Origin of the sequence: Paenibacillus pseudetheri (assembly GCF_924513355.1) — a bacterium.
GTDB lineage: Bacteria > Bacillota > Bacilli > Paenibacillales > Paenibacillaceae > Paenibacillus_AQ > Paenibacillus_AQ pseudetheri.
This window is the reverse complement of sequence record NZ_CAKMAB010000067.1, coordinates 1-21290: the sequence shown is the minus strand read 5'-3', so window position 1 is coordinate 21290 and position 21290 is coordinate 1. Positions and strand designations below refer to the sequence as shown.

The following is a 21290-nucleotide window of genomic DNA, read 5'->3' as shown; positions in this document are numbered from 1 at the left end:
TGGGCTCGTAGGCACCATAGCTTATCGACCTTCCTCTCCCAGCCATAGTAGAAGTATTAACAGATACAAATATTTTCATCATCTGTGGTGCGGCGCTTGCGTTGCATGTATGGCTAACGGGTAGGTTAAGTTGACGGAGTCCACGGCTATAGATACATCCGGTCGGCTGCATTTTAAAGCTTATCGAACAACATGCAGCTTAATCTTTGTTACATAATCTCCTTCTCGATTTTTAACAACCGTGTCATAAATGTATTCTTCAAAAACATATTTCCCTAATGATAATTTTAATCGAACCATTTCATCAAAAAGCCGGTTGTATGTGCAATCTATAGTTCTCTCTTCCCCAATATGGTACCCAATTAAAAAATCCCCTTTTACGGTCTCGAAGAATGGATAACCTCCTTTAGGATGAGGCTGTTCCATATACAGGTACATATAATTAGTGAACTCTCCGTTCAACACTTGCTCGCGCATCGTAATACCGCCAATAGGGTAACCTGTATCAAGCTGGTTTAAGAATAGCTCATCAATGAAATCAGAAACAACCTCCACGAAATTGTCTTCTGTAATGTCCTTAATATCACGACTCAAATAAAGTTTAGACTCTGGGAAATACTCCAGCGTAATTTCATTAAAGTTCAGATTCGATGCTTGTTCTAATAGCGCAATCTTTGTTTCTAATATTCTTTCATTTCTCTCAGCCGCTTCTCTTCTTTTAGTCACTTCTGCCTTTTGTCGATACATAAGTGACAGAAATAGTTCAGGAGATTTCTTTTTCGTATATTCTTGGATTTCGTTTAATGACATACCGAGATCCTTAAACAGATCAATAACATTGAATAACTCTAACTGATGGATAGAATAGTAACGGTAACCTTTTGCATTCTTTATCATAGGAGATAAAAGCCCAATGTTATCATAGTAGATTAATGTTTGTTTATTCACTTTACATAGTTTGGCAAATTCCGCTGTCGTGAAATATCTAGGCTTGTCTTGTTTCATTAGATTAAAGTTCTGCTCCCCTCTTGACTATATAGTTACTATATACACTAAGATGGTTTCGTAATCAACTTTTAACAATAATGGAGAATCGAAATATGAGTACAATCCGAATTACGCCAGTAACCGAAGAGAATAATTCTGCTGTATTAGCCTTAAAGGTCAGCGAAAACCAAAAAACATATATAGAAACACCTGAACAGTGTTTACAAGAAGCATATGAATGCCCTTACTATAAGCCGGTCGGGCTATACTATGACGATGAATTAGTTGGATTTGCAATGTACGGCTGGTTTCCTGAATATGATGATGGTAATAGTGAGGGAAGAGTGTGGTTAGATCGCTTTTTAATTGACGAGCGCTATCAAGGGCAAGGATTTGGCAGACTAATGCTGCAGAGCCTCCTCGCTCATCTCACTAGTGAATATCAGTGTAATAAGATCTTTCTAAGTATTTATGACAACAACGCACACGCTCTACGACTTTATAAGAAGTTTGGATTTAAATATAACGGTGAGCTCGACTTTAATGGAGAAAAAGTGATGGTATTGGATTTATTAACTCGTTAAACTAGAGCAACCCGGTAACTCATTGCTTTCGGAGAAATTTTATGTATTGAATTTATATATCACATAAGCACTTTGTTGATTCAACGTTTTATGGCAGTTTCTATTTGGTAACGAGGTTGTGAAATATCAGTTGCTGCATCACGGTCTTCATTAAACTAAAGGGAAAAGATAGTTTAACCATGACAAGGCTGCCAGCACGATTGGCAGCCTTGCTGCGGTATCGGGCAGGATAGCTCAATAAATTCACGAATACTCTACATATGGAATTATTTACGGAGTTCGTAAATAAGAAGTTATCTGAAAGAGTGGCCCAAAAAAACTTTGAAAGTAATTCATTCGCAACATCCTGTTGCCTTATGCAAAAGATTATTTAGTGGATTTTCTTTTTTATACAACTCGAACATGTTTTGTGAAAAAATACGAACAAGAAATTTAAATGAATAGGGGTTAATAAATGATAAAGATTCGAAATTTGTCAGAAAATGAATTTGAAAAATTTAAAGAGTGGTCTGTTAATGACTATGCAAAAGATTTAATCAAATCTAAAATGAGTAGCGATAAAGATGCTTATAAATGTGCTGAAAAAGAATTCAATGAACTACTTCCGATGGGTTTATCAACAAAAAATAATTATTTATATGTAATGATAAATCATAGTTTAGAAAAAATTGGTTTTAATTGGTATGAAAAAGAGAATACATCAGGATTCATTTGTGATTTTTTGGTTATGCAAAATTACAGAAATAAAGGGTATGGATTTGAAACTATGAAATTGATAGAGCAGGATGCCAAAGATAAAGGAATTAGAAAACTCAGACTTAGTGTATTTAATTTCAATGAACCAGCCTACAATCTATATAAAAAACTAAAATATAAAGAAGTTGAGAACAATGATGGAAATGCGATAATGGAAAAAATACTTGATAACTAATATATGGGGAAATTCAAATGACCCTTGTGTACTGAATCAGTAAATGATAATTAAGCTAACGAGGAACTATAGTTCAATAATGAGAGGGCTATAGAGAGGTAATCCTTTGTTCAACTAAAGGGCAGCATAGTTAAACAACCTTCCCTAATGCGTTATTTCAAAAATGAGCAATCGAAAAGAAATCACATCAACCGTACCATGGTATAATATTTGTATACAAATAATTACATAAATTAAAATCCTTATAAAAAAGGGGGAATGAGCAATATGGCAAATATCGAGCACTTACAGACCGTGAATGTTCCAGCTTCAACGGTATATGAAGCATTAACCACTGCAAAAGGACTTTCAGAAATATGGACAAATGAACTAATAGTCAATGATCAGATCGGTTGTATAAATGAGTTCCAATTCGGAGGCAAAGGTTTAACAAAGATGCGAGTTGATGAGCTTGTTACCGATAAAAAGATTTTGTGGCAGTGTGTTGATTCAGATCCCGAATGGATAGGTACGACAATTTCTTTTGATATGGAGGAAAAAAACGGGAAGACTTCAATCATTTTTCGTCAGAAGAATTGGGAGGAAGTGACCGCATTTTATCGCGTATGTAATTATAACTGGGCTATTTTTTTGTACAGTCTTAAACAGTATTGCGAAGAAGGCGAGGGTCTTCCGTATCATAAACGGAAGTTTTAGAACCATTGAAAACACGGATGGGCGACTAAAGTACATGATGACAATCATTCGTTCAACTATCGGGACACGATAGTTCAATAATGAGAAGGCTAACGAAAGGTAGTTCTTGGTTAGGTGGCTATCTCTATTAATATCTATGATGAAATCTGCGCTTTAATAATATGCTTATATCGAAGGAGGCATTGGAATGAAGCAACTTTATATAAAGCAGAAGGTATTCAGTCTAAGTGGTAAATTTACGGTAAAGAATCAGCAGGAGCAGGATGTCTATTATGTAGAGGGCAGTTTTATGCAAATACCAAAGACTTTCTCCATTATGAATACAACAAGAGATGAAGTCGCACTTATTAGGAAGAAGGTATTTAGTTTTTTACCGAAGTTTTTTGTTGAGGTCAATGGTCGAGAGGTGTTAACGATTAAGAAGGAGTTTTCTTTCTTTAAAGCACGATATACGATTGATGCGGCTGACATTGAGGTACATGGTAACTGGTGGGACATGGATTTTCAGGTCTTACAGCATGGTGTAGTCATAGGTAAAGTGAACAAGGAATGGTTTACTTGGGGCGATAGCTACAAGGTACAAATATTGGATGAAGAGATGGAGGCAATCATGATTGCGTTCGTTGTGGCAATTGATTGTGTAAAAGCTGACCAAGCAACTGCTTCCTCATCAGCGACGATTTAATTTAGGGGCATACAAAATAATAAGTTGATGGGAAATTTTATAAATAGCGTAGTCTAAGATTTTAATATGCCTTGAACAACTGATGTATGAAAACGATTGAACTTTTGTATTTAGACCCTTAAATTTTACATTTTTAGCCTAAAAGATACATTGACCCGGAAAAGGTTGGAGCCTATAATCATAAACAGGAAAAATTCATTAGATATGGAGCTATCTGTAACCTGGGGATTTCTCAATGGTTCTATTTGTAAACGCATACAATGAGGTTTTTCCATATTTTCTAAGAGGTTATTTAATTGGTACGAAAACAATCTAGGCGGTTTGTTTCTTGGTTGATCATTTTTTCGCTAATTTTTAGTTTATTCGGTTTATCCGGCGGGGCTTCAGCCAGCAACACTGATTATACAGTCTCCTATACGAACACCACAGCATCTGCTGTAACACTGCATTGGACCACGAATAACTGGACGAATACCAGTCATGTCTAAAAATGGGACCACGTTTACAGCCAACCTCAATGTACAGGAGGGCGCAACACTCATTTATTGTTATCACATCACAGCCCCGACGGATAGCTGGGACAGCAACGGAGGGAAGAACTGGACGGTAGTTATTCCAGTTGCTGGGAAGTATGAAGCTGAGAGTGCAGCCTTGTCAGGTGGCGCAAAAATAAATACGAATCACACCGGATATACCGGCACCGGTTTTGTTGATGGATACACAACCACAGGAGCAACCACCACCTTCAATGTTCAATCTTCCGCTGCAGGCGCCTATAATGCCACGCTTCGCTATGCCAATGCGACTGGCAGTGCCAAGCAAGTTTCCATTTATGTGAATGGAGCAAAGGTAAAGCAGACCACTTTAACGAACTTGGCAAACTGGGATGGGTGGGGTGACCAAACAGAAACGCTCTCCTTACAGGCAGGAAATAATACGATCGCCTACAAATATGACTCGGATGATACTGGGAATATCAATATCGACTATCTAACTCTTTCAGCCACAGCAACGCCAACTCCTACCGCAACACCAACCGTAACACCAACGCCAACGCCAACGCCAACGCCAACGCCAACGCCAACACCAACACCAACACCAACACCAACACCAACACCAACACCAACACCAACACCAACACCAACTGTGACTCCTACGCCAACACCAATCGTAACTCCTACCCCAACTCCAACTTCGGCTGGCTTAACGGTTCATTTTAAGAAACCAGCAAACTGGAGTTCAGCAGTTCGAATTCATTACTGGAATCTGAGTCCGACAACGGTTCCAACAAGCGGAGCTTGGCCGGGAATTCTGATGAAATCGGACGGAAACGACTGGTACAGCTATACTATTGCCAACGCCACCGGCACAAGCCTTATCTTTAATGATGGTAACGGCAAACAGACCGCAGACTTGTCCCGCAGTGTAAAAGAGGGCTGGTATTCCGCAGATAATGTGTGGTATGACGCTAATCCAGAAATTTCGAAGATCCCCGTGATTTCAGTCTCTCCTACGCCTAAGACATATGATTCTGCTCAGTCCGTGAAGCTTTCCAGTCTTAATAGCAGCGATAAAATCTACTATACGACAGACGGATCGACACCTACGACAGCCTCTACCTTGTATACCACTCCAATCCAAGTAGCCTCTACTATGACTATTAAGACTTTTGGTGTTAACTCCCTCGGTCAAGCAGGCAATGTAGGCACTTTTTCTTATGTTATTGACCTGAATCTCGACCTGCAAGCCCCAATCATTACAGCGAATTTGCCTGTTGGCAATTCAAGTTCTGCGGTTACCGTATCTTTTAATATAAAAGATAACAAAGCGGCAACGACCACCGCATATTACACGGATAATGGTACGGAACCAACTACTAATTCAAATCTTTATATTTCAGGAAATGCTTTAACTGCTCTGGCAGGACCGTCCATTCTTATTAATAAGACGACGACACTGAAATTCCTGGTGGTTGATGGTGCCGGAAATGAAACGAAACAGAGCTTTGTCTATACGATTGGAAATAAAGGCGATTTCCGTGAAGACACCATTTATTTCGTAATTACTTCACGATTCGATGATGGTGATCCGAGTAACAATGTACATTCATGGGAGGATGCCAAAGCAGGCAATCCGGACTCAGACCCAGCTTGGAGAGGTGACTTTAAGGGACTGATTCAAAAGCTCGATTACATCAAAGCGCTCGGATTCAGTGCCATTTGGATTACGCCAGTTGTGCAGAATGCTAGCGGGTATGATTATCATGGCTACCATGCGATTAACTTTTCCAAAGTAGATCCAAGATATGAGTCAGCTGGAGCCTCTTATCAGGAATTGATTAATGCAGCTCATGCCAAAGGGATAAAGGTTATTCAGGATGTTGTTGTGAATCATACCGGTAATTTTGGGGAAGAGAATCTGTTACCGATGTTCAAAAAAGATCCAACTGCAGCCGACACCGTAAATAACATGCTCAAAATTACGGATAAACTGCCAGCTAACTATGATACGATGACCCCTGATCAGCAATATCAGGTCAGACTCGCAATCATGAAAAATGCGGAAACCAACAATAACATGTACCATACCGAAAAAAGTCTTTCCTGGGAATCTTACACCGTACAAACAGGACAAATTGCAGGAGACGCCGTGGACTTAAATACGGAAAATCCTATAGTGAATCAGTATCTGATTGACAGCTATAATCAATATATTGATATGGGTGTTGATGCTTTCCGGGTCGATACTGTGAAGCATGTGAGCCGGTATATTTTTAACAAATACTTTGTTCCTGCTTGGAAAACAAGGGGGGGCTCAAACTTCTTTGTCTTTGGTGAAGTGGCTACTCGGTACAGAGATGTATGGAACAGTGGGATACCGGCAATATCGACTCCATTCTATACATGGAAAAGCGCGAAAGCTTATCCGTGTGATGGACAAAATGACTACGCTTCCAACAAGCTGTCAGTGGAACAAGAGTGGGCAGATAACTCTACTACAGCAGGGCAGCCAACCTCGAACAATGCTTTTTTAATAGGAAATAATTATCACGCGCCTGACTATTCGATGAAATCGGGTATGGATGTTATTGATTTTCCAATGCATTGGGCGTTCAAGACTGCGCAGGAAGCATTCAGTATGAAGAGCGGTGATCAATTCTATAACGATGCCACATGGAATGTAACTTATGTTGACTCTCATGACTATGCACCTGACCAAGCACCAGAGAATCAACGATTTGCAGGGACACAAGACACATGGGCTGAGAATCTTGCTCTGATGTTCACCTTCCGGGGAATACCTGCGATCTATTATGGTTCTGAAGTTGAATTCAAAAAAGGATCAGTCATCGATGTAGGTCCAAATGCACCGCTCAGCTCAACAGGGCGTGCTTACTTCGGAGATCATATTGAGGGTAGCGTTACGGTTCAGGACTACGGTAAATATACAAATGCTACCGGCACACTTGCCGATTCATTGAACTATCCTTTGGCAAAACATATCAGACAACTCAATTTAATCAGAAGAGCGGTTCCAGCCTTGCAAAAAGGCCAGTATTCCACAGAAAATGTATCAGGCGATTTGGCATTTAAAAGAAGATACACCGACAGTTCCAAAGGGATTGATAGCTTTGCATTAGTTACGATCTCAGGAAATGCGACATTTACCGGAATTCCGAACGGAACTTACGTGGATGCGGTGACTGGCGATACCAAAAACGTTACTAACGGCACAATCACTCTGGTATGCTCCGGAAAAGGAAACGCGAGAGTGTATGTATTGAACGGTAGCGGTGGAATCGGACTGACAGGAACCTACCTGAAGTAGAATCAAAACTGCCTTAGTTAAAAAGAAGAAGCAACCTCAGTTCGGATTGTTCACCGTTCTAAGGTAGCTTCTTCCTATACAACTTAATCATTTAATCCTTTTCCATCTAGAATTTGCGGCATCCATTTTTCAACCCTAGATACTCGAGTTTTGGATTGCTTGGGTTCAGAAAAATGATGAAGGTATGCTCTTTGCCGCCCGGGCGTCAAGGATTCAAAAGCCTTTTTCAACATAGGCATTTCATCGAGTTTATTTTGAAATACATCAGGAATGATGAAATCTGTATTCTTTTTAAATTCCACTTCCAAACCAGCTTTTTCAACTTCGATGGCTTCATAAATATAGTCTTTTATGATGCTTTCTTTTTCAAGGATCTCTTGAATATTGGTGAACCGAATCTGGCGTGCTGCTTGTACATTCTCCGTTTGTTGAATTAGAATCCCATGGGTATCCTTTAATAAGACACCTTTATGAAACAGCAGCGCAATATATTCTTTAAATCCATGGATTAAGACTATGTTTTTGTTCTCAAACGTGTAACAAGGATGCATCCATTTAAAGTCTTCGGTCAACTCACAGTCAAGAACGATATTTCTCAACGTCTCGTATTCTTCCTGCCACTGTTTTACTTTCCTTAGAAATCCGTCCACCTTAGGATTGGTTTTACTATTAGTCATTAAGGAACACCCTTCTTCCTCGTAATCATATTAAGATTTCTACTTACTTAGCTTGTCCCTTTTGCGGCCGATCTAATTGCATAGTTTGCATACTGACACTAGTAAAGATAACATTATATTAGATGTCTCTTATGGAAATGGCTAGTAAAACTTAGGTTAGAGAGGCATTTATGAACCGAATAGAAGTATTAATGTTTAATGCAAACTTCCCGCCATTTCATAAGCCAATGATATTGTTGATCGCAAAATTCTTTGGATATACATTGTAATCCTTGGCATTGTACTATTCTTGAGATAATTTGAAAATGTCTGATCGCAATAAAATCGAAAATCGCAAGAATCTCCTTGTCGCTCAGTGTGCGTATTGTACTATATCCTTTATAAAAGCGTTCGTACAAACGGAGGGTTTGATCATACATCGATTCATGAAATTCATTAAAATGGGTATCGTCACACATATATGCAACATCCATACTCGGATAATCACCTGAAGCGTCGTCGAAGTCAAAGAGAACATATTCGCCATGCTCGTTTCTGATCATATTTCCCGTATGGAGGTCGCCGTGACAGAAGTTTTTAGGGAGCCTAATGATGCGTTCCCATAATTCATTACCGTATTGCTTAAGTTCTAGAATTTTTTCTGGATCAAAATGGAGTTCTCTCATATTGGAGATATAGCCATCGATGTAATCAACTTTCGTCCTGTTAATAAGTTTATTGGGATATAGTTTCATTAGGTTATGGAGTTCTGCAATCTGATTTCCGATGCTTTCTGCCTCAAGCTTAACCTGGGGCATTGCGCCCTCGACATAATCGTATAACATACCTACGCAGCTACCATCCTGACTACTAAGCATAATATGGCTATCATTTTCGATAGTTCTAACCACAGATACTGCTGGATATGAATTTGCTTTTAAATAATCTAAGATCTGGACCGTCTGCAAGGCGTCACCCGATTTAAAGTTACGGTATATTTTAAACATATACTTTTGTTCTTGGGTCTGTAAGAAATATACTTTTCCGATCATCTCTCGATGAAGTTCGATATTCTCTATATTTATTTGATAGGCTCGCTTGATTTCACCGATAAGACTATCAATTTTCATAAGCTGAATTCTCCTTTGAGTAGAACTTGGGCTATATAAATTATCTTTACTGTATTCTAATATGTAAATACTAACGATAGCTTATGTTTTTATGATAGGTGACAAATAACTTTTGTTTGGAGAGATATACATTGAATACAATTACTGTCGATTTAGTTGCAAGATTAATCAATGAACAATTTCCCGCGTGGTCAGATTTAGAGATTAGACCTGTAAAATGCAGTGGGCATGATAATCGAACGTTTCATTTAGGTGAGCATATGAGCGTGAGGTTACCAAGTGCAGCAGCTTATGCTCCACAAGTAGAGAAAGAGCAACTATGGTTGCCCATATTAAGTAAAGAACTCACGTTACCTATTCAAATACCATTAGCCAAAGGGAAGCCTAACGAAGAATATCCATTGCCGTGGTCTATCAATAAGTGGGTAGAGGGTGAGACATTAACGTACCAAAATATTAATGATCTTAAGCAATTTGCAAGAGATTTGGGGGCATTTTTATTAGAATTACAATCTATTGATGCTAGTGGAGGACCTATAGCAGGAGAACATAATTTCTATAGAGGTGGATCTTTAGCTGTATATGATGAAGAGTCTAGACATGCGATTGAGCATAATAAAGATATTTTTAAAGAGGATCTATTGAAAGAAATCTGGGAACTGGCATTAGATTCTAAATGGAATTCCAAGCCGGTTTGGGTTCATGGAGATATTGCGCCAGGGAATTTACTAGTCAAAGAGGGAAGGCTTGGTGCAGTCATTGATTTCGGAATCTTGGGTGTAGGCGATCCTGCTTGCGATGCGGCAATGGCATGGACCTTTTTTGATGAGGATAGTAGAAAGGTATTCAAGGATGTATTACAGATGGATGAAGAGACTTGGAATAGAGCAAGAGGATGGGCTTTATGGAAAGCGTTAATCACATATAATGGAAATCGATATTCAAACCTAAAGGTAGCGAGAGAATCTTTAAATATTATCAACCTAATAGTAAATGACTTCGAATTGTAGAAATTGCCCTACATAAAACATGTAAACTAACCCATACTAGTTCATAAGTATGATAATTTATGAACATTTAGCGACTGACAACGATTATCATATTAGAATTATTATAAATAACTTGACAGGCCTTAATTTGGTTAATTATAATAATTACAAATAGTATTCAGATATGTGATGTTTGCAGATTTGAATATTGTATCCACCAAAAATAAAACTTAAAGGAGATTTAAATAATATGTCACTTATCGGAACAGAAGTCCTACCATTCAAAGCAAGCGCATTTCAAGATGGGAAATTCATCGATGTATCAGAAGAAAACTTTAAAGGTAAATGGAGTGTAGTTTGCTTCTACCCAGCTGACTTTACATTCGTATGCCCAACTGAACTTGAAGATCTGCAAAACCAATATGAAACCCTGAAACAACTGGGTGTTGAAGTATATTCCGTTTCCACAGATACTCACTTTACACATAAAGCATGGCACGAAAGCTCTGCAGCCATTGGCAAAGTAAAATACATTATGATTGGCGATCCATCTCATGTAATTTCCCGTAACTTTGATGTTCTGATCGAGGCTGACGGTCTTGCTGATCGTGGTACATTCATCATTGATCCAGACGGTATTATCCAAACCGTTGAAATTAACGCAGGTGGTATTGGCCGCGATGCTAGTGCACTTGTTAACAAAATCAAAGCAGCACAATATGTACGCAATCATCCAGGTGAAGTTTGCCCAGCGAAATGGTCCGAAGGTGCAGAAACTCTTAAACCAAGTCTCGATCTTGTAGGTAAGATTTAAGGAGCGAAAGCTAAATGAAATTAGATCAAGAAATAAAAGCTCAACTAGCGCAATACCTAGAACTCTTGGAAGGCGACGTAGTACTGAAAATCAGTGCAGGCTCTGACGAAGCATCTCAAGAGATGGAAGCGCTGGTTGATGAAATTGCCAAAATGTCAGCTAGGATAACGGTAGAAAAAACCGAACTGCCTAGAACCCCAAGCTTTAGCGTAAATCGCGTGGGTGAAGATACGGGCGTAACCTTTGCTGGAACTCCGCTAGGACATGAGTTTACTTCATTAGTGTTGGCTCTATTGCAGGTTAGCGGAAGAGCGCCTAAGGTTGAGCAAAGTGTTATTGATCAGATCAAAAGCATTAATGGCGAATATAAGTTTGAAACTTATGTCAGCCTAAGCTGTCATAATTGCCCTGATGTTGTACAAGCACTGAACCTAATGAGTATCTTCAATCCTGGCATTACCCATACGATGATTGACGGCGGAGTGTTCAAAGAAGAGGTAGAGCGCAAAGAAATTATGTCTGTTCCAAGCGTTTACCTTAACGGTGAATTTTTCGAAAGTGGTCGTATGACGGTTGAAGAAATTCTAGCTAAAATGGGTAGTACTGTAGACGCATCAGAGTTTGACAATAAAGCTCCATATGATGTACTTGTTGTTGGCGGTGGCCCAGCAGGTGCAAGTGCAGCAATTTACGCAGCGCGTAAAGGAATTCGCACAGGGATTGTCGCTGAACGCTTAGGCGGACAGGTCAACGACACACTTGGCATTGAGAACTTTATCAGTGTAAATTACATTGAAGGTCCTCAGCTCGTAGCTAAACTTGAAGAGCAAGTGAAAGAGTACGGCATTGATGTGATGAAGTTACAACGTGCCACACGTTTAGATAAGAATGATTTAATTGAAGTTGAACTCGAGAACGGTGCTGTTCTAAAGAGTAAGACGGTCATTCTGTCGACAGGTGCTCGTTGGCGCAATATGGGTGTGCCTGGTGAAGCTGAATTCAAGAATAAAGGCGTAGCCTACTGCCCGCACTGTGATGGTCCTTTGTTTGCAGGCAAAGACGTTGCCGTTGTCGGCGGCGGTAATTCAGGGATTGAAGCAGCTATTGACCTTGCGGGTATAGTGAAGCATGTAACGGTTCTGGAATTTGCTCCAGAGCTCAAAGCGGATGCTGTACTGCAAGATCGTCTCTACAGCCTACCTAACGTTACTGTTCTTAAGAACGTGCAAACGAAAGAAATTACCGGAACGGATAAGGTAGATGGTATTTCTTATATCGATCGTGCGACAGAAGAAACTCACCATATCGAATTGCAGGGTGTGTTTGTACAGATCGGTTTGGTTCCAAACACAGATTGGTTAGGTGACATGGTTGAACGTACTCGCGTTGGCGAGATCGTTGTTGATAGCCATGGTGCCACTAATGTACCAGGAGTATTTGCTGCTGGCGATTGCACTAATAGTGCTTATAAACAAATCATCATTTCGATGGGATCTGGTGCAACTGCAGCCTTAGGTGCATTTGATTATCTGATCCGCAACTAATCGATACTATTAATAAAAGTAGGAAACCCAAAGCCCTCACTTTTCACAAAGTGGGGGCTTTTTTCGCGCTTACCTATAATAAAATCTATTCCGGCTGATTTATCTATTTCCATATGTGATTTTGTACGGTTTGTTGCTTATTTTCCTGGCGACACCATTAATTTGAACATTACCAAGGAAGACAGCTTTTAAAAAAGAAGAACCGCTTTACATAGTTATACGAGAGAATCAAGCATTAAAGTCCGATGTTCCGGCCAACTTCTATGGATTCGAGTTTACGAAAAAATTGTAGCAAGAGAATCAGTTTTTTTTGTTGAAACAAAAGAATATTTTAAACGTATATTTAAATTCACGGATGGTATAGTAAGATAGTAGGTGAGTATCAAACTTAGGAGGAATAAATCATGTCAACGCCACACAATGCCGCACAAAATGGTGAAATCGCTAAAACGGTATTAATGCCAGGAGATCCGTTAAGAGCGAAGTATATCGCAGAAACTTATTTGGAGAACTGGGCCCAATTTAATACGGTACGGAATATGTTTGGGTATACAGGCACTTACAAAGGTAAAGAAGTGTCCGTAATGGGTTCGGGAATGGGAATGCCAAGTATCGGTATTTATTCTTATGAACTTTACAAAAATTATGGTGTGGAAAACATCATTCGCATCGGTAGTGCAGGTGCCTACACAGATAAATTGAATTTATTTGACGTAGTGTTGGCGGATAGTGCATGGAGTGAATCTACATACGCCTATGTGCAAAGTGGTGTAGAAGGGGACGTGCAGCTGCCAAGTAAAGAATTGAACGAAGTCATTGAAGCAGCGGCTAAACGTATTAACAAGCCACTTTTGACTGCAAGAATTCATTCAAGCGATGTATTCTATCATGAAGACAACGTGCCTGGTCACAATGAATTTTACAATGAACATAACTGTGTATGTGTAGAAATGGAGAGCTATGCATTGTTCCATAATGCGAAAGTATTAGGTAAACAAGCAGCATGTATTCTTACCATTTCAGATTCATTAGTTACTCATGCAGTAACCACGGCAGAAGAAAGACAAAATTCTTTCAACAGCATGATGGAAGTTGCATTAGAAGCAGCGATCTCTCTTTAAGATTAAGAAGTGAAAGATAAACTAAAACATCTTTATACAGATATTGTATAGAGATGTTTTTTTGTGTTTTCAAGATTAAAGAGGCTATATCCCTTAGTTTCGTTATTGACAAGAAGAAAAATCCAGATCATAATAACATATGAGCACTTGTTCATATGTTATTATGATCTGGAGCTTTTGAATACCACTGCGCGCGCATACAAATAATCTTGCTGAAGGAAAATAGGAGGTAAATCATGAAGAACAAGAAGAATAATCACAATCATCAGATTGAGCATGTAGACGGGCAACACTCCGATCACGATCACAGCGATCACAATCATTCCCATGCAGGACACGATCATTCCCATGGACCTCACGGTCATCATCATTTTGATCCTAGCGGAAACAAAAAAGGACTAATGATTGCATTAATAATTACAGTAGGAATTATGTTTTTGGAGTTTTTTGGCGGACTGGTCACTAACAGCTTAGCGCTGCTATCGGACAGTGGGCATATGCTAAACGATGCAAGCTCCTTAGCATTAAGCCTAGTAGCGGTCTGGTTTGCAACTAAACCTGCATCTCCCAATAAAACGTATGGATTTCATCGGTTCGAAATTTTGGCGGCACTCTTGAACGGGGTTACTTTATTTGTAGTTGCTGGTTTTATCATCGTGGAAGCTTATGGCCGATTCTTCGAGCCGCCTACGGTTGCAAGTGGTTCTATGATGCTGATCGCATGTATAGGTCTTTTAGCCAATGTTGCTAGTGCTTGGTCTCTTATGAGAAAAGGGGATGTAAAGAATAACATTAACCTTCGCAGCGCTTATCTTCATGTGCTTGGCGATGCTTTGGGCTCGGTGGGGGCCATTGTTGCAGGGTTAGTTATGATGATATTTGGCTGGTATATTGCCGACCCGATTATAAGTGTACTAGTTGCTCTATTAATTCTTAGAGGCGCTTGGGGAATCATCAAACATACCGTTCATGTTCTTATGGAAGGTACACCGATTACAGTGAATCCATCTGAGGTGAAGGCAGTTCTAGAAAATATAGAGGGCGTTATAAATGTTCATGATCTTCATATTTGGACAATTACCTCGGGCCTTGATTCACTAAGCTGCCATCTCTTAATCAAAGATCTGGAAGATGATCAACGTATTTTGCAGCAAGCCATTCAGTTAATAGCGGAACGCTTCAAAATCCAGCATACTACTATTCAAATAGAGACATCGGTGATCTCCCATGAAGTGATGAAAGTCTAATTATATTTTAATATTTTGAATAGATTAGGGGGGCTATAGTATAATAAAACTATATGGAAAGGAGTGATTGGTACATGGAAGATCATACGCACGAGCACGAATCATGTAGCACGGGTGAACGAAAAAGTCATCACTCTGAGAAGACTAAAAAGAACCTGGTTAGCCGACTCAATAGAATTGAAGGACAAGTAAGAGGGCTAAAGGGATTAATTGAGAAGGACACCTATTGTGATGATGTGCTGCATCAAATCTCTTCGGTCCAATCTGCTTTGAACGGCGTAGGAAAGCTTTTGTTAGAACATCATATGAAGAGCTGTGTCGTGGAACGAATTCAAGATGGTGAAAATGAAGTGTTAGATGAGTTATTAATTACCATCAATAAATTAATTAAATAATTGATAATAGAAAGGATTCGTTGGAATCCTTTTTTAATTAGATTCATATATAGTATAGGGGGGTATATTAATATTGTTAGAAATTATACTGAAGGAGGACGACCCAGATGAATGTAGAGGTATTTACAACACCGACCTGTGAGGATTGCAGAAATTTTAAAAAGTTCTTAAGTGAGCATCATATTCCATTTACTGAATTTAATATTGCAGATCATCCTGAACATGCAGATACGCTATTTAATCGAACTGGAAAAAGATTGGTTCCTACCATTTTCATTAACAATCAGGTATTTTTCGGATTTGTGTTCAATCGTCAAGAAATTGAGAAACAGCTGCTTGTCTAATGCTCAGTTCAGAGAGGACGGATTCATGAAGGAGTTTTCTCAGAAACAGGATTTCTGTTACTGAGAAGGCTTCTTTTTAGGTGCATTTGAGTAGAGCTTGTCGCTTGACATAATATAGGGTAGGGGGGTATACTAACATCAAGAAGAGGATGATACAAACAATGGAAATCATCACAAAAGTGAAAGAGGTGTTTATATAATGACTACTGCTGCGGCGGGACAATCACAAACTTCATTACAAATCACAGGGATGACTTGTGCTGCTTGTGCAAACCGCATAGAAAAAGGCTTGAACAAGTTAGAAGGTGTAACAGAAGCCAACGTAAACTTTGCAATGGAAAGGGCTACAGTGACTTATGATCCGAACATAGTGGACGTAAGTAAGATGGAAGCAAGTATTCAGAAGCTTGGGTATAGCACGGCTAAAGAAGCTGTAGATTTACAGCTTGTAGGTATGACATGCGCTGCTTGTGCGCTGAAAATTGAAAAGACTCTGAATAAGCTACCAGGAGTAAGTACGGCCAATGTGAACTTTGCGATGGAAACAGCACATGTCGAATATAATCCCGTTGAAGTTTCTGTAGCTGACATGCAGAAGCGGGTGGAGAAGCTTGGGTATGAGGCTGTTCCTAAACAAGAGCAAGGGGACCCAGCAGAACAGCGACAACAAGATTTATCCAAGCAAAAGCGTAAGCTGCTGATCTCCGCGATTCTATCGTTTCCACTACTGTGGGCGATGGTGAGCCACTTTTCCTTCACTTCGTGGATCTGGCTGCCTGATCTTTTTATGAATCCATGGTTCCAATTGATTTTGGCAACACCAGTTCAATTTTATATTGGTAAACAATTTTACATCGGTGCTTATAAAGCACTACGTAACGGCAGTGCGAACATGGATGTTCTAGTTTCACTTGGGACCTCAGCGGCCTTTTTTTACAGCCTTTATTTAACCATTGTTTGGGCTGTCGATGGTGGGAGCGCGCATCATGGACCAGAAATGTATTATGAAACGAGTGCAGTATTGATTACTCTGGTTCTAATGGGGAAATTGTTCGAATCCTTGGCAAAAGGACGGACCTCAGAAGCTATTAAATCCTTGATGGGACTGCAAGCCAAGACAGCTTTAGTTGTCCGCGACGGTGAAGAACTGAGCATTCCTGTAGAAGAAGTTATTGCAGGTGATATAGTACTTGTTCGACCAGGGAATAAAGTACCTGTGGATGGTGAGGTTCTGGAAGGGATCTCTTCGGTAGATGAATCCATGCTGACCGGAGAAAGCCTCCCTGTTGAAAAGAAAGCCGGAGATTCCGTCATTGGAGCGACGATTAATAAGAATGGGATGCTTCGAATCAAAGCAACAAAAGTAGGTAAAGAGACCGCTCTTGCGCAGATTATTAAAGTGGTAGAAGAAGCGCAGGGTTCGAAAGCACCGATTCAACGGGTCGCGGACATCATCTCGGGTATCTTCGTTCCTATCGTTGTTGGGATTGCCGTTATTGCATTTTTAGTGTGGTACTTCATCGTAACACCGGGTGATTTTGCAGGAGCTTTGGAAAAAGCAATCGCCATTCTGGTTATCGCTTGCCCTTGTGCTTTGGGTCTGGCTACACCAACCTCCATTATGGCTGGTTCCGGACGTGCAGCTGAACTGGGAATCCTGTTCAAAGGCGGAGAGCATTTAGAGCAAACACATAAAATTGATACGATTATCCTGGATAAAACAGGCACAGTAACAAAGGGCAAACCTGAGCTTACCGATATTTTGGTCGAAGGCAACGAGACAGAATTTCTTAGACTGGTGGGTGCAGCCGAGAAGAATTCAGAACATCCACTTGCAGAAGCTATTGTCGCAGGCATCTTGGAAAGAAATATTGAATTACCAGGGACTGAATCTTTTGAAGCTATACCGGGTTTTGGGATCAAGGCTGTCGTGGAAGGCAAGGAGCTGTTAATTGGTACTCGGCGTCTCATGGACAAATACGGTGTAGAGGCAAGTCATGCTTATAACATCATGTCTACTTTAGAAGAATCCGGTAAAACAGCAATGCTTGTTGCTATAAATAAAGGGTACGTAGGTATGGTAGCTGTTGCGGACACCATTAAAGAAACCTCTCAGGCTGCTGTCAGTCGGTTGAAAGGAATGGGCATCCAGGTCATCATGATTACCGGAGATAACGAACGTACGGCAAAGGCGATCGCAGCTCAAGTTGGCATTGACCATGTACGCGCTGAAGTGCTTCCAGAAGGAAAAGCGGAGGAAGTGAAAAAATTACAAGCGCAAGGAAAGATAGTAGCTATGGTTGGCGATGGTATTAATGATGCTCCAGCCCTTGCAACTGCAGATATTGGGATGGCCATCGGTACCGGTACGGACGTGGCTATGGAAGCTGCGGATGTTACTTTAATGCGAGGCGATCTATCCAGTATTCCCGACGCTATCTACATGAGTCGTAAAACGATGACTAATATTAAACAAAATCTATTCTGGGCACTTGGCTACAACTCACTTGGTATTCCCATTGCAGCACTTGGTTTCTTGGCTCCGTGGGTAGCGGGTGCGGCAATGGCTCTCAGTTCGGTTTCCGTTGTTCTTAATGCACTTCGTCTGCAACGTGTGAAGATCCGTAACTAAATCACTTGAGGAATGAGGACGGAGATAAGGATATGGGAGAGATAACGAAAATCGCAGTTGCACCTCCAATTCAAGTGGGGGGAAGCCTGTTTACACCAGAGCAGCTTGCTACAATAGGAGCTATTCTTGGAATGAATGCAAAAATTGAAATGACATCTTTTAAACAGCTTTATTTGGAGGTGCCTCTTGAACAACGTGAAGTGATTGTGGAGCAACTTGAGCGTACGGGCTTGGAAGTATATCCAGCAGGTTTTGTCACAAAAAGCCTGATTGCTTGTAATTTTTGTAAAGGGGCTGAGGAAGCAGGTCTGGCAGTTGCACAGAAATTAAATCAGTCCATAGCAGGGATTGAAACACCTATGCCACTGAAGATTGGTTATGCGGGCTGTGCACTCGGAACAAGTGAGCCCTTATTAAAAGACATCAGCGTTGTCAAAATGCGTAATACCTATGAGGTTTTTGTTGGAGGAGAACCCAAAGGTCTTAAGATTTCAATCGCCCAATCCCTTAGATCAGGGCTAAGTGAAGATCAACTCATTCCAGTAATTTTGTCATTGATTAACTACTATAAGGCCAACGCTAAAGGCAAAGAGAAATTCAGAAAATTCATTGACCGGATGACGATAGAATTGCTGCAACAAGTTGTTGCTGTGTAGGGTAAGGTTTTATTTTGAGAGGGGCTCCCGTTATAGGAGCTCCTCTTTTTAGTGTGATTTAAGAATAATGCTACGAAATGCAAAGTTTGTAAAATTAATAAACTATTTAAGTTAATAAAGTGTTAAAATTTATGAAAATAATACCTTTGTTATCAAGATAAATAGATGCCATAGGGGATGGCATGGAAGATGCGATGATCATTATATAAACAGTAATGAGAGGGAAGTTGACCAAATTATGATCAATCTTAGTTCAGAGCGACAACAGCAAGTTAGCTATATTGGAATTACTGAAGCTGATTTAAATGTATTGAAAAGCAAGGAGGAAGAATTCAAGCAAATCGTAAGCTCCCTTGTAGATGAATTGTATAAGCAGATGATAGAAGAACCTGAGCTACTTCACATCATTGAACAGCACAGTACACTTGATCGATTGAAGGAAACGCAGCAGTGGTATTTTTTATCCATGGCATCAGGTGTGATTGATGAAGCATTTATTGAAAGACGCCTGCTTATAGGTAAAATTCACTCGCGTATTGGTCTGACAACGAATTGGTATTTGGGCACTTACATATTATATTTGGATCTCGCTACAGCTTATTTTGAACGGATATTACCGGCCGAGTGGCAACCCGTCATTCATGCATTAACTAAGATGTTCAATCTGGATTCACAGTTGGTTCTTGAAGCCTATGAAGTCGATGAAAAAGCAAAAATAGAAAATTTATTGGAAAAGCAAAACCACTTGCTTACCGGTGTTAGTTCTGCGGTTCAAGAATTAGTATCCTTAATGGTTCAACTGAAAGATAGCAGTGAATCCATCGAGGAATTAGCTGGTAAGAATGCTGATTATCAAGAGAAAACACATCAAACTGTGTTATATCTCGATAAAGAGGTAGAGTCTATTCATCAAGTGGGTACAATGATTAGGGAAGTGGCTGATCATACGCATCTTTTGGGCTTAAATGCGGCCATTGAAGCGGCAAGAGCAGGGGATTACGGTAGGGGCTTTGAAGTCGTCGCGAATGAAGTACGCAAGTTAGCTCGTCGCTCTAAAGATTCAATAGGGACGATTGATGAGAAGCTGAATGATATCAACTCCACACTGTCCAAGGTGAAAAAAGAATCGGAACACAATTCCATGTATTCTAGAGATCAGGTGAAGGGCTCTCAAGAACTAGCTTCTTTCGTGAATCTGATTGAAAAAGTGACCGTCGAGTTAGAAAACTTGAAATAAACAAGAAAATCCTACATATTACGGATCGAATTTTAGGTATCCATTCTTGGTACAAGGAGCGATAACAGTGTTTAAAGATCATCATGCGCAAGAAGCGTTAAATGCGCCCCGGAAGATTGTGGCAGGATTATTTATGTCGCTGGATGGAGTGGTAGACTCGCTTGAAGCCTCACCTAAGAAGTGGGGCAACGCTGAAATGAATGAGACGATTGCAGCTGGTGTCGCGCAGGCAGATGCAGTACTGCTTGGACCACGTACTTACAGGATGTTAGCCCAGTTCTGGCAGCATCAGAGTGATGACCTACCTATGGGAAGATTCCTAAACCATTCTGCCAAATATCTGGTCTCAAGTACAATTACGGAGGACATGCTCGAATGGCAACCTGCGACACTGATCAAGGGCAAGCTCATCGAGGAGATAACGAAGCTAAAGCAACAAGCTGGAAAGAACATTCAGATCCCTGGCAGTCCGAGATTAGTTCGATCCCTAATACAAAATGGACTGTTAGATGAGCTTAGGCTTAATATCTGCCCCGTAGTCGTTGGCTCTGGAATGCGTCTTTTTGACGAGATCACGAATCAAGTCCATCTTCATCTTGTGGACTCAAAAACTTACAGCAACGGTGTAGTAGGCTTAACGTATCGCATATAATCTTTGAAATGAAACACTCCTTCAGAATATTCTGAGGAGTGTTTTTTTGGTACGCCCAGCATGGGCGTCATCTTTAGGGTGAAAGTCCCGAACGGGGGCTGGCGAGCGCCTACCGTTAGCCAAGGGCAAGGGTGTCCACCGTGAGGTGGAATCTGAAGGAAG

Annotated in this window: 20 protein-coding genes; 17 read left to right on the top strand and 3 right to left on the bottom strand. The window is 40.3% G+C overall.

Annotation, left to right across the window (positions count from 1 at the left end; translation table 11 throughout):
- Window positions 1–180: 180 nt before the first annotated feature.
- Window positions 181–1005 carry a MerR family transcriptional regulator gene (locus L1028_RS30125; protein ID WP_234541822.1) on the bottom strand — a complete coding sequence of 275 codons (825 nt, stop codon included), beginning with the start codon at window positions 1003–1005 and terminating at the stop codon, window positions 181–183.
- Window positions 1006–1100: 95 nt separating this feature from the next.
- Between L1028_RS30125 and L1028_RS30120 the strand changes: the two genes are divergently transcribed.
- From L1028_RS30120 to L1028_RS30095, 6 genes are all read left to right on the top strand, one after another.
- Complete coding sequence (locus tag L1028_RS30120) at window positions 1101–1571, top strand: GNAT family N-acetyltransferase (protein ID WP_234541820.1); 471 nt, start codon at window positions 1101–1103, stop codon at window positions 1569–1571.
- Window positions 1572–2025: 454 nt separating this feature from the next.
- Window positions 2026–2502 carry a GNAT family N-acetyltransferase gene (locus L1028_RS30115; protein ID WP_234541819.1) on the top strand — a complete coding sequence of 159 codons (477 nt, stop codon included), beginning with the start codon at window positions 2026–2028 and terminating at the stop codon, window positions 2500–2502.
- Between the two features lie 267 nt (window positions 2503–2769).
- Window positions 2770–3198 (top strand): SRPBCC family protein, encoded by a 429-nt coding sequence (locus L1028_RS30110; RefSeq protein ID WP_234541818.1) that lies wholly within the window; start codon window positions 2770–2772, stop codon window positions 3196–3198.
- A gap of 187 nt (window positions 3199–3385) precedes the next feature.
- Window positions 3386–3883, top strand: coding sequence for an LURP-one-related/scramblase family protein (locus L1028_RS30105; protein ID WP_234541817.1), 498 nt, complete (start codon window positions 3386–3388; stop codon window positions 3881–3883).
- Between the two features lie 296 nt (window positions 3884–4179).
- Window positions 4180–4371: a hypothetical protein gene (locus L1028_RS30100; RefSeq protein ID WP_234541816.1), complete on the top strand. Its 192-nt coding sequence runs from the start codon at window positions 4180–4182 to the stop codon at window positions 4369–4371.
- A complete protein-coding gene (locus tag L1028_RS30095; RefSeq protein ID WP_234541815.1) occupies window positions 4364–7711 on the top strand; it encodes an alpha-amylase family glycosyl hydrolase in 3348 nt (1115 codons plus the stop codon). Before L1028_RS30100 ends, L1028_RS30095 begins: the two co-directional genes overlap by 8 nt.
- An 83-nt stretch (window positions 7712–7794) precedes the next feature.
- On the opposite strand, the gene L1028_RS30090 is transcribed toward L1028_RS30095, so the two are convergent.
- Entirely contained in the window at window positions 7795–8388 is a 594-nt protein-coding gene (locus L1028_RS30090) for a YdeI/OmpD-associated family protein (RefSeq protein WP_234541814.1), read from the bottom strand.
- A 188-nt stretch (window positions 8389–8576) separates the two neighbouring features.
- A complete protein-coding gene (locus L1028_RS30085; RefSeq protein ID WP_234541813.1) occupies window positions 8577–9497 on the bottom strand; it encodes a phosphotransferase enzyme family protein in 921 nt (306 codons plus the stop codon).
- A 131-nt stretch (window positions 9498–9628) separates the two neighbouring features.
- Between L1028_RS30085 and L1028_RS30080 the strand changes: the two genes are divergently transcribed.
- The 11 genes from L1028_RS30080 (at window position 9629) to L1028_RS30025 (ending at window position 21128) form a co-directional block, all read left to right on the top strand.
- Entirely contained in the window at window positions 9629–10507 is an 879-nt protein-coding gene (locus L1028_RS30080) for an aminoglycoside phosphotransferase family protein (protein ID WP_234541812.1), read from the top strand.
- Between the two features lie 229 nt (window positions 10508–10736).
- Complete coding sequence (gene ahpC / locus L1028_RS30075) at window positions 10737–11300, top strand: alkyl hydroperoxide reductase subunit C (RefSeq protein ID WP_042192019.1); 564 nt, start codon at window positions 10737–10739, stop codon at window positions 11298–11300.
- 14 nt (window positions 11301–11314) lie between these two features.
- Window positions 11315–12844 (top strand): alkyl hydroperoxide reductase subunit F, encoded by a 1530-nt coding sequence (ahpF, locus tag L1028_RS30070; RefSeq protein ID WP_042192017.1) that lies wholly within the window; start codon window positions 11315–11317, stop codon window positions 12842–12844.
- 404 nt (window positions 12845–13248) lie between these two features.
- Window positions 13249–13965, top strand: a complete 717-nt coding sequence (gene deoD / locus L1028_RS30065) for a purine-nucleoside phosphorylase (protein ID WP_234541811.1) — start codon at window positions 13249–13251, stop codon at window positions 13963–13965.
- A 236-nt stretch (window positions 13966–14201) separates the two neighbouring features.
- The gene (locus tag L1028_RS30060) at window positions 14202–15212 is read left to right on the top strand and encodes a cation diffusion facilitator family transporter (RefSeq protein WP_234541810.1); all 1011 of its coding nucleotides are present in this window, start codon (window positions 14202–14204) and stop codon (window positions 15210–15212) included.
- Window positions 15213–15286: 74 nt separating this feature from the next.
- On the top strand, window positions 15287–15607 hold the full coding sequence (locus L1028_RS30055; protein WP_042131123.1) for a metal-sensitive transcriptional regulator: 321 nt from the start codon (window positions 15287–15289) through the stop codon (window positions 15605–15607).
- Window positions 15608–15714: 107 nt separating this feature from the next.
- Window positions 15715–15951: a glutaredoxin family protein gene (locus L1028_RS30050; RefSeq protein ID WP_234541809.1), complete on the top strand. Its 237-nt coding sequence runs from the start codon at window positions 15715–15717 to the stop codon at window positions 15949–15951.
- A gap of 199 nt (window positions 15952–16150) precedes the next feature.
- A complete protein-coding gene (locus tag L1028_RS30045; protein ID WP_234541808.1) occupies window positions 16151–18583 on the top strand; it encodes a heavy metal translocating P-type ATPase in 2433 nt (810 codons plus the stop codon).
- A 32-nt stretch (window positions 18584–18615) separates the two neighbouring features.
- Window positions 18616–19239, top strand: coding sequence for an NAD(P)/FAD-dependent oxidoreductase (locus L1028_RS30040; RefSeq protein WP_234541807.1), 624 nt, complete (start codon window positions 18616–18618; stop codon window positions 19237–19239).
- Window positions 19240–19477: 238 nt separating this feature from the next.
- Window positions 19478–20476 carry a globin-coupled sensor protein gene (locus L1028_RS31420; protein WP_279306937.1) on the top strand — a complete coding sequence of 333 codons (999 nt, stop codon included), beginning with the start codon at window positions 19478–19480 and terminating at the stop codon, window positions 20474–20476.
- 67 nt (window positions 20477–20543) lie between these two features.
- Window positions 20544–21128 carry a dihydrofolate reductase family protein gene (locus L1028_RS30025; protein ID WP_234541806.1) on the top strand — a complete coding sequence of 195 codons (585 nt, stop codon included), beginning with the start codon at window positions 20544–20546 and terminating at the stop codon, window positions 21126–21128.
- Window positions 21129–21290 lie beyond the last annotated feature (162 nt).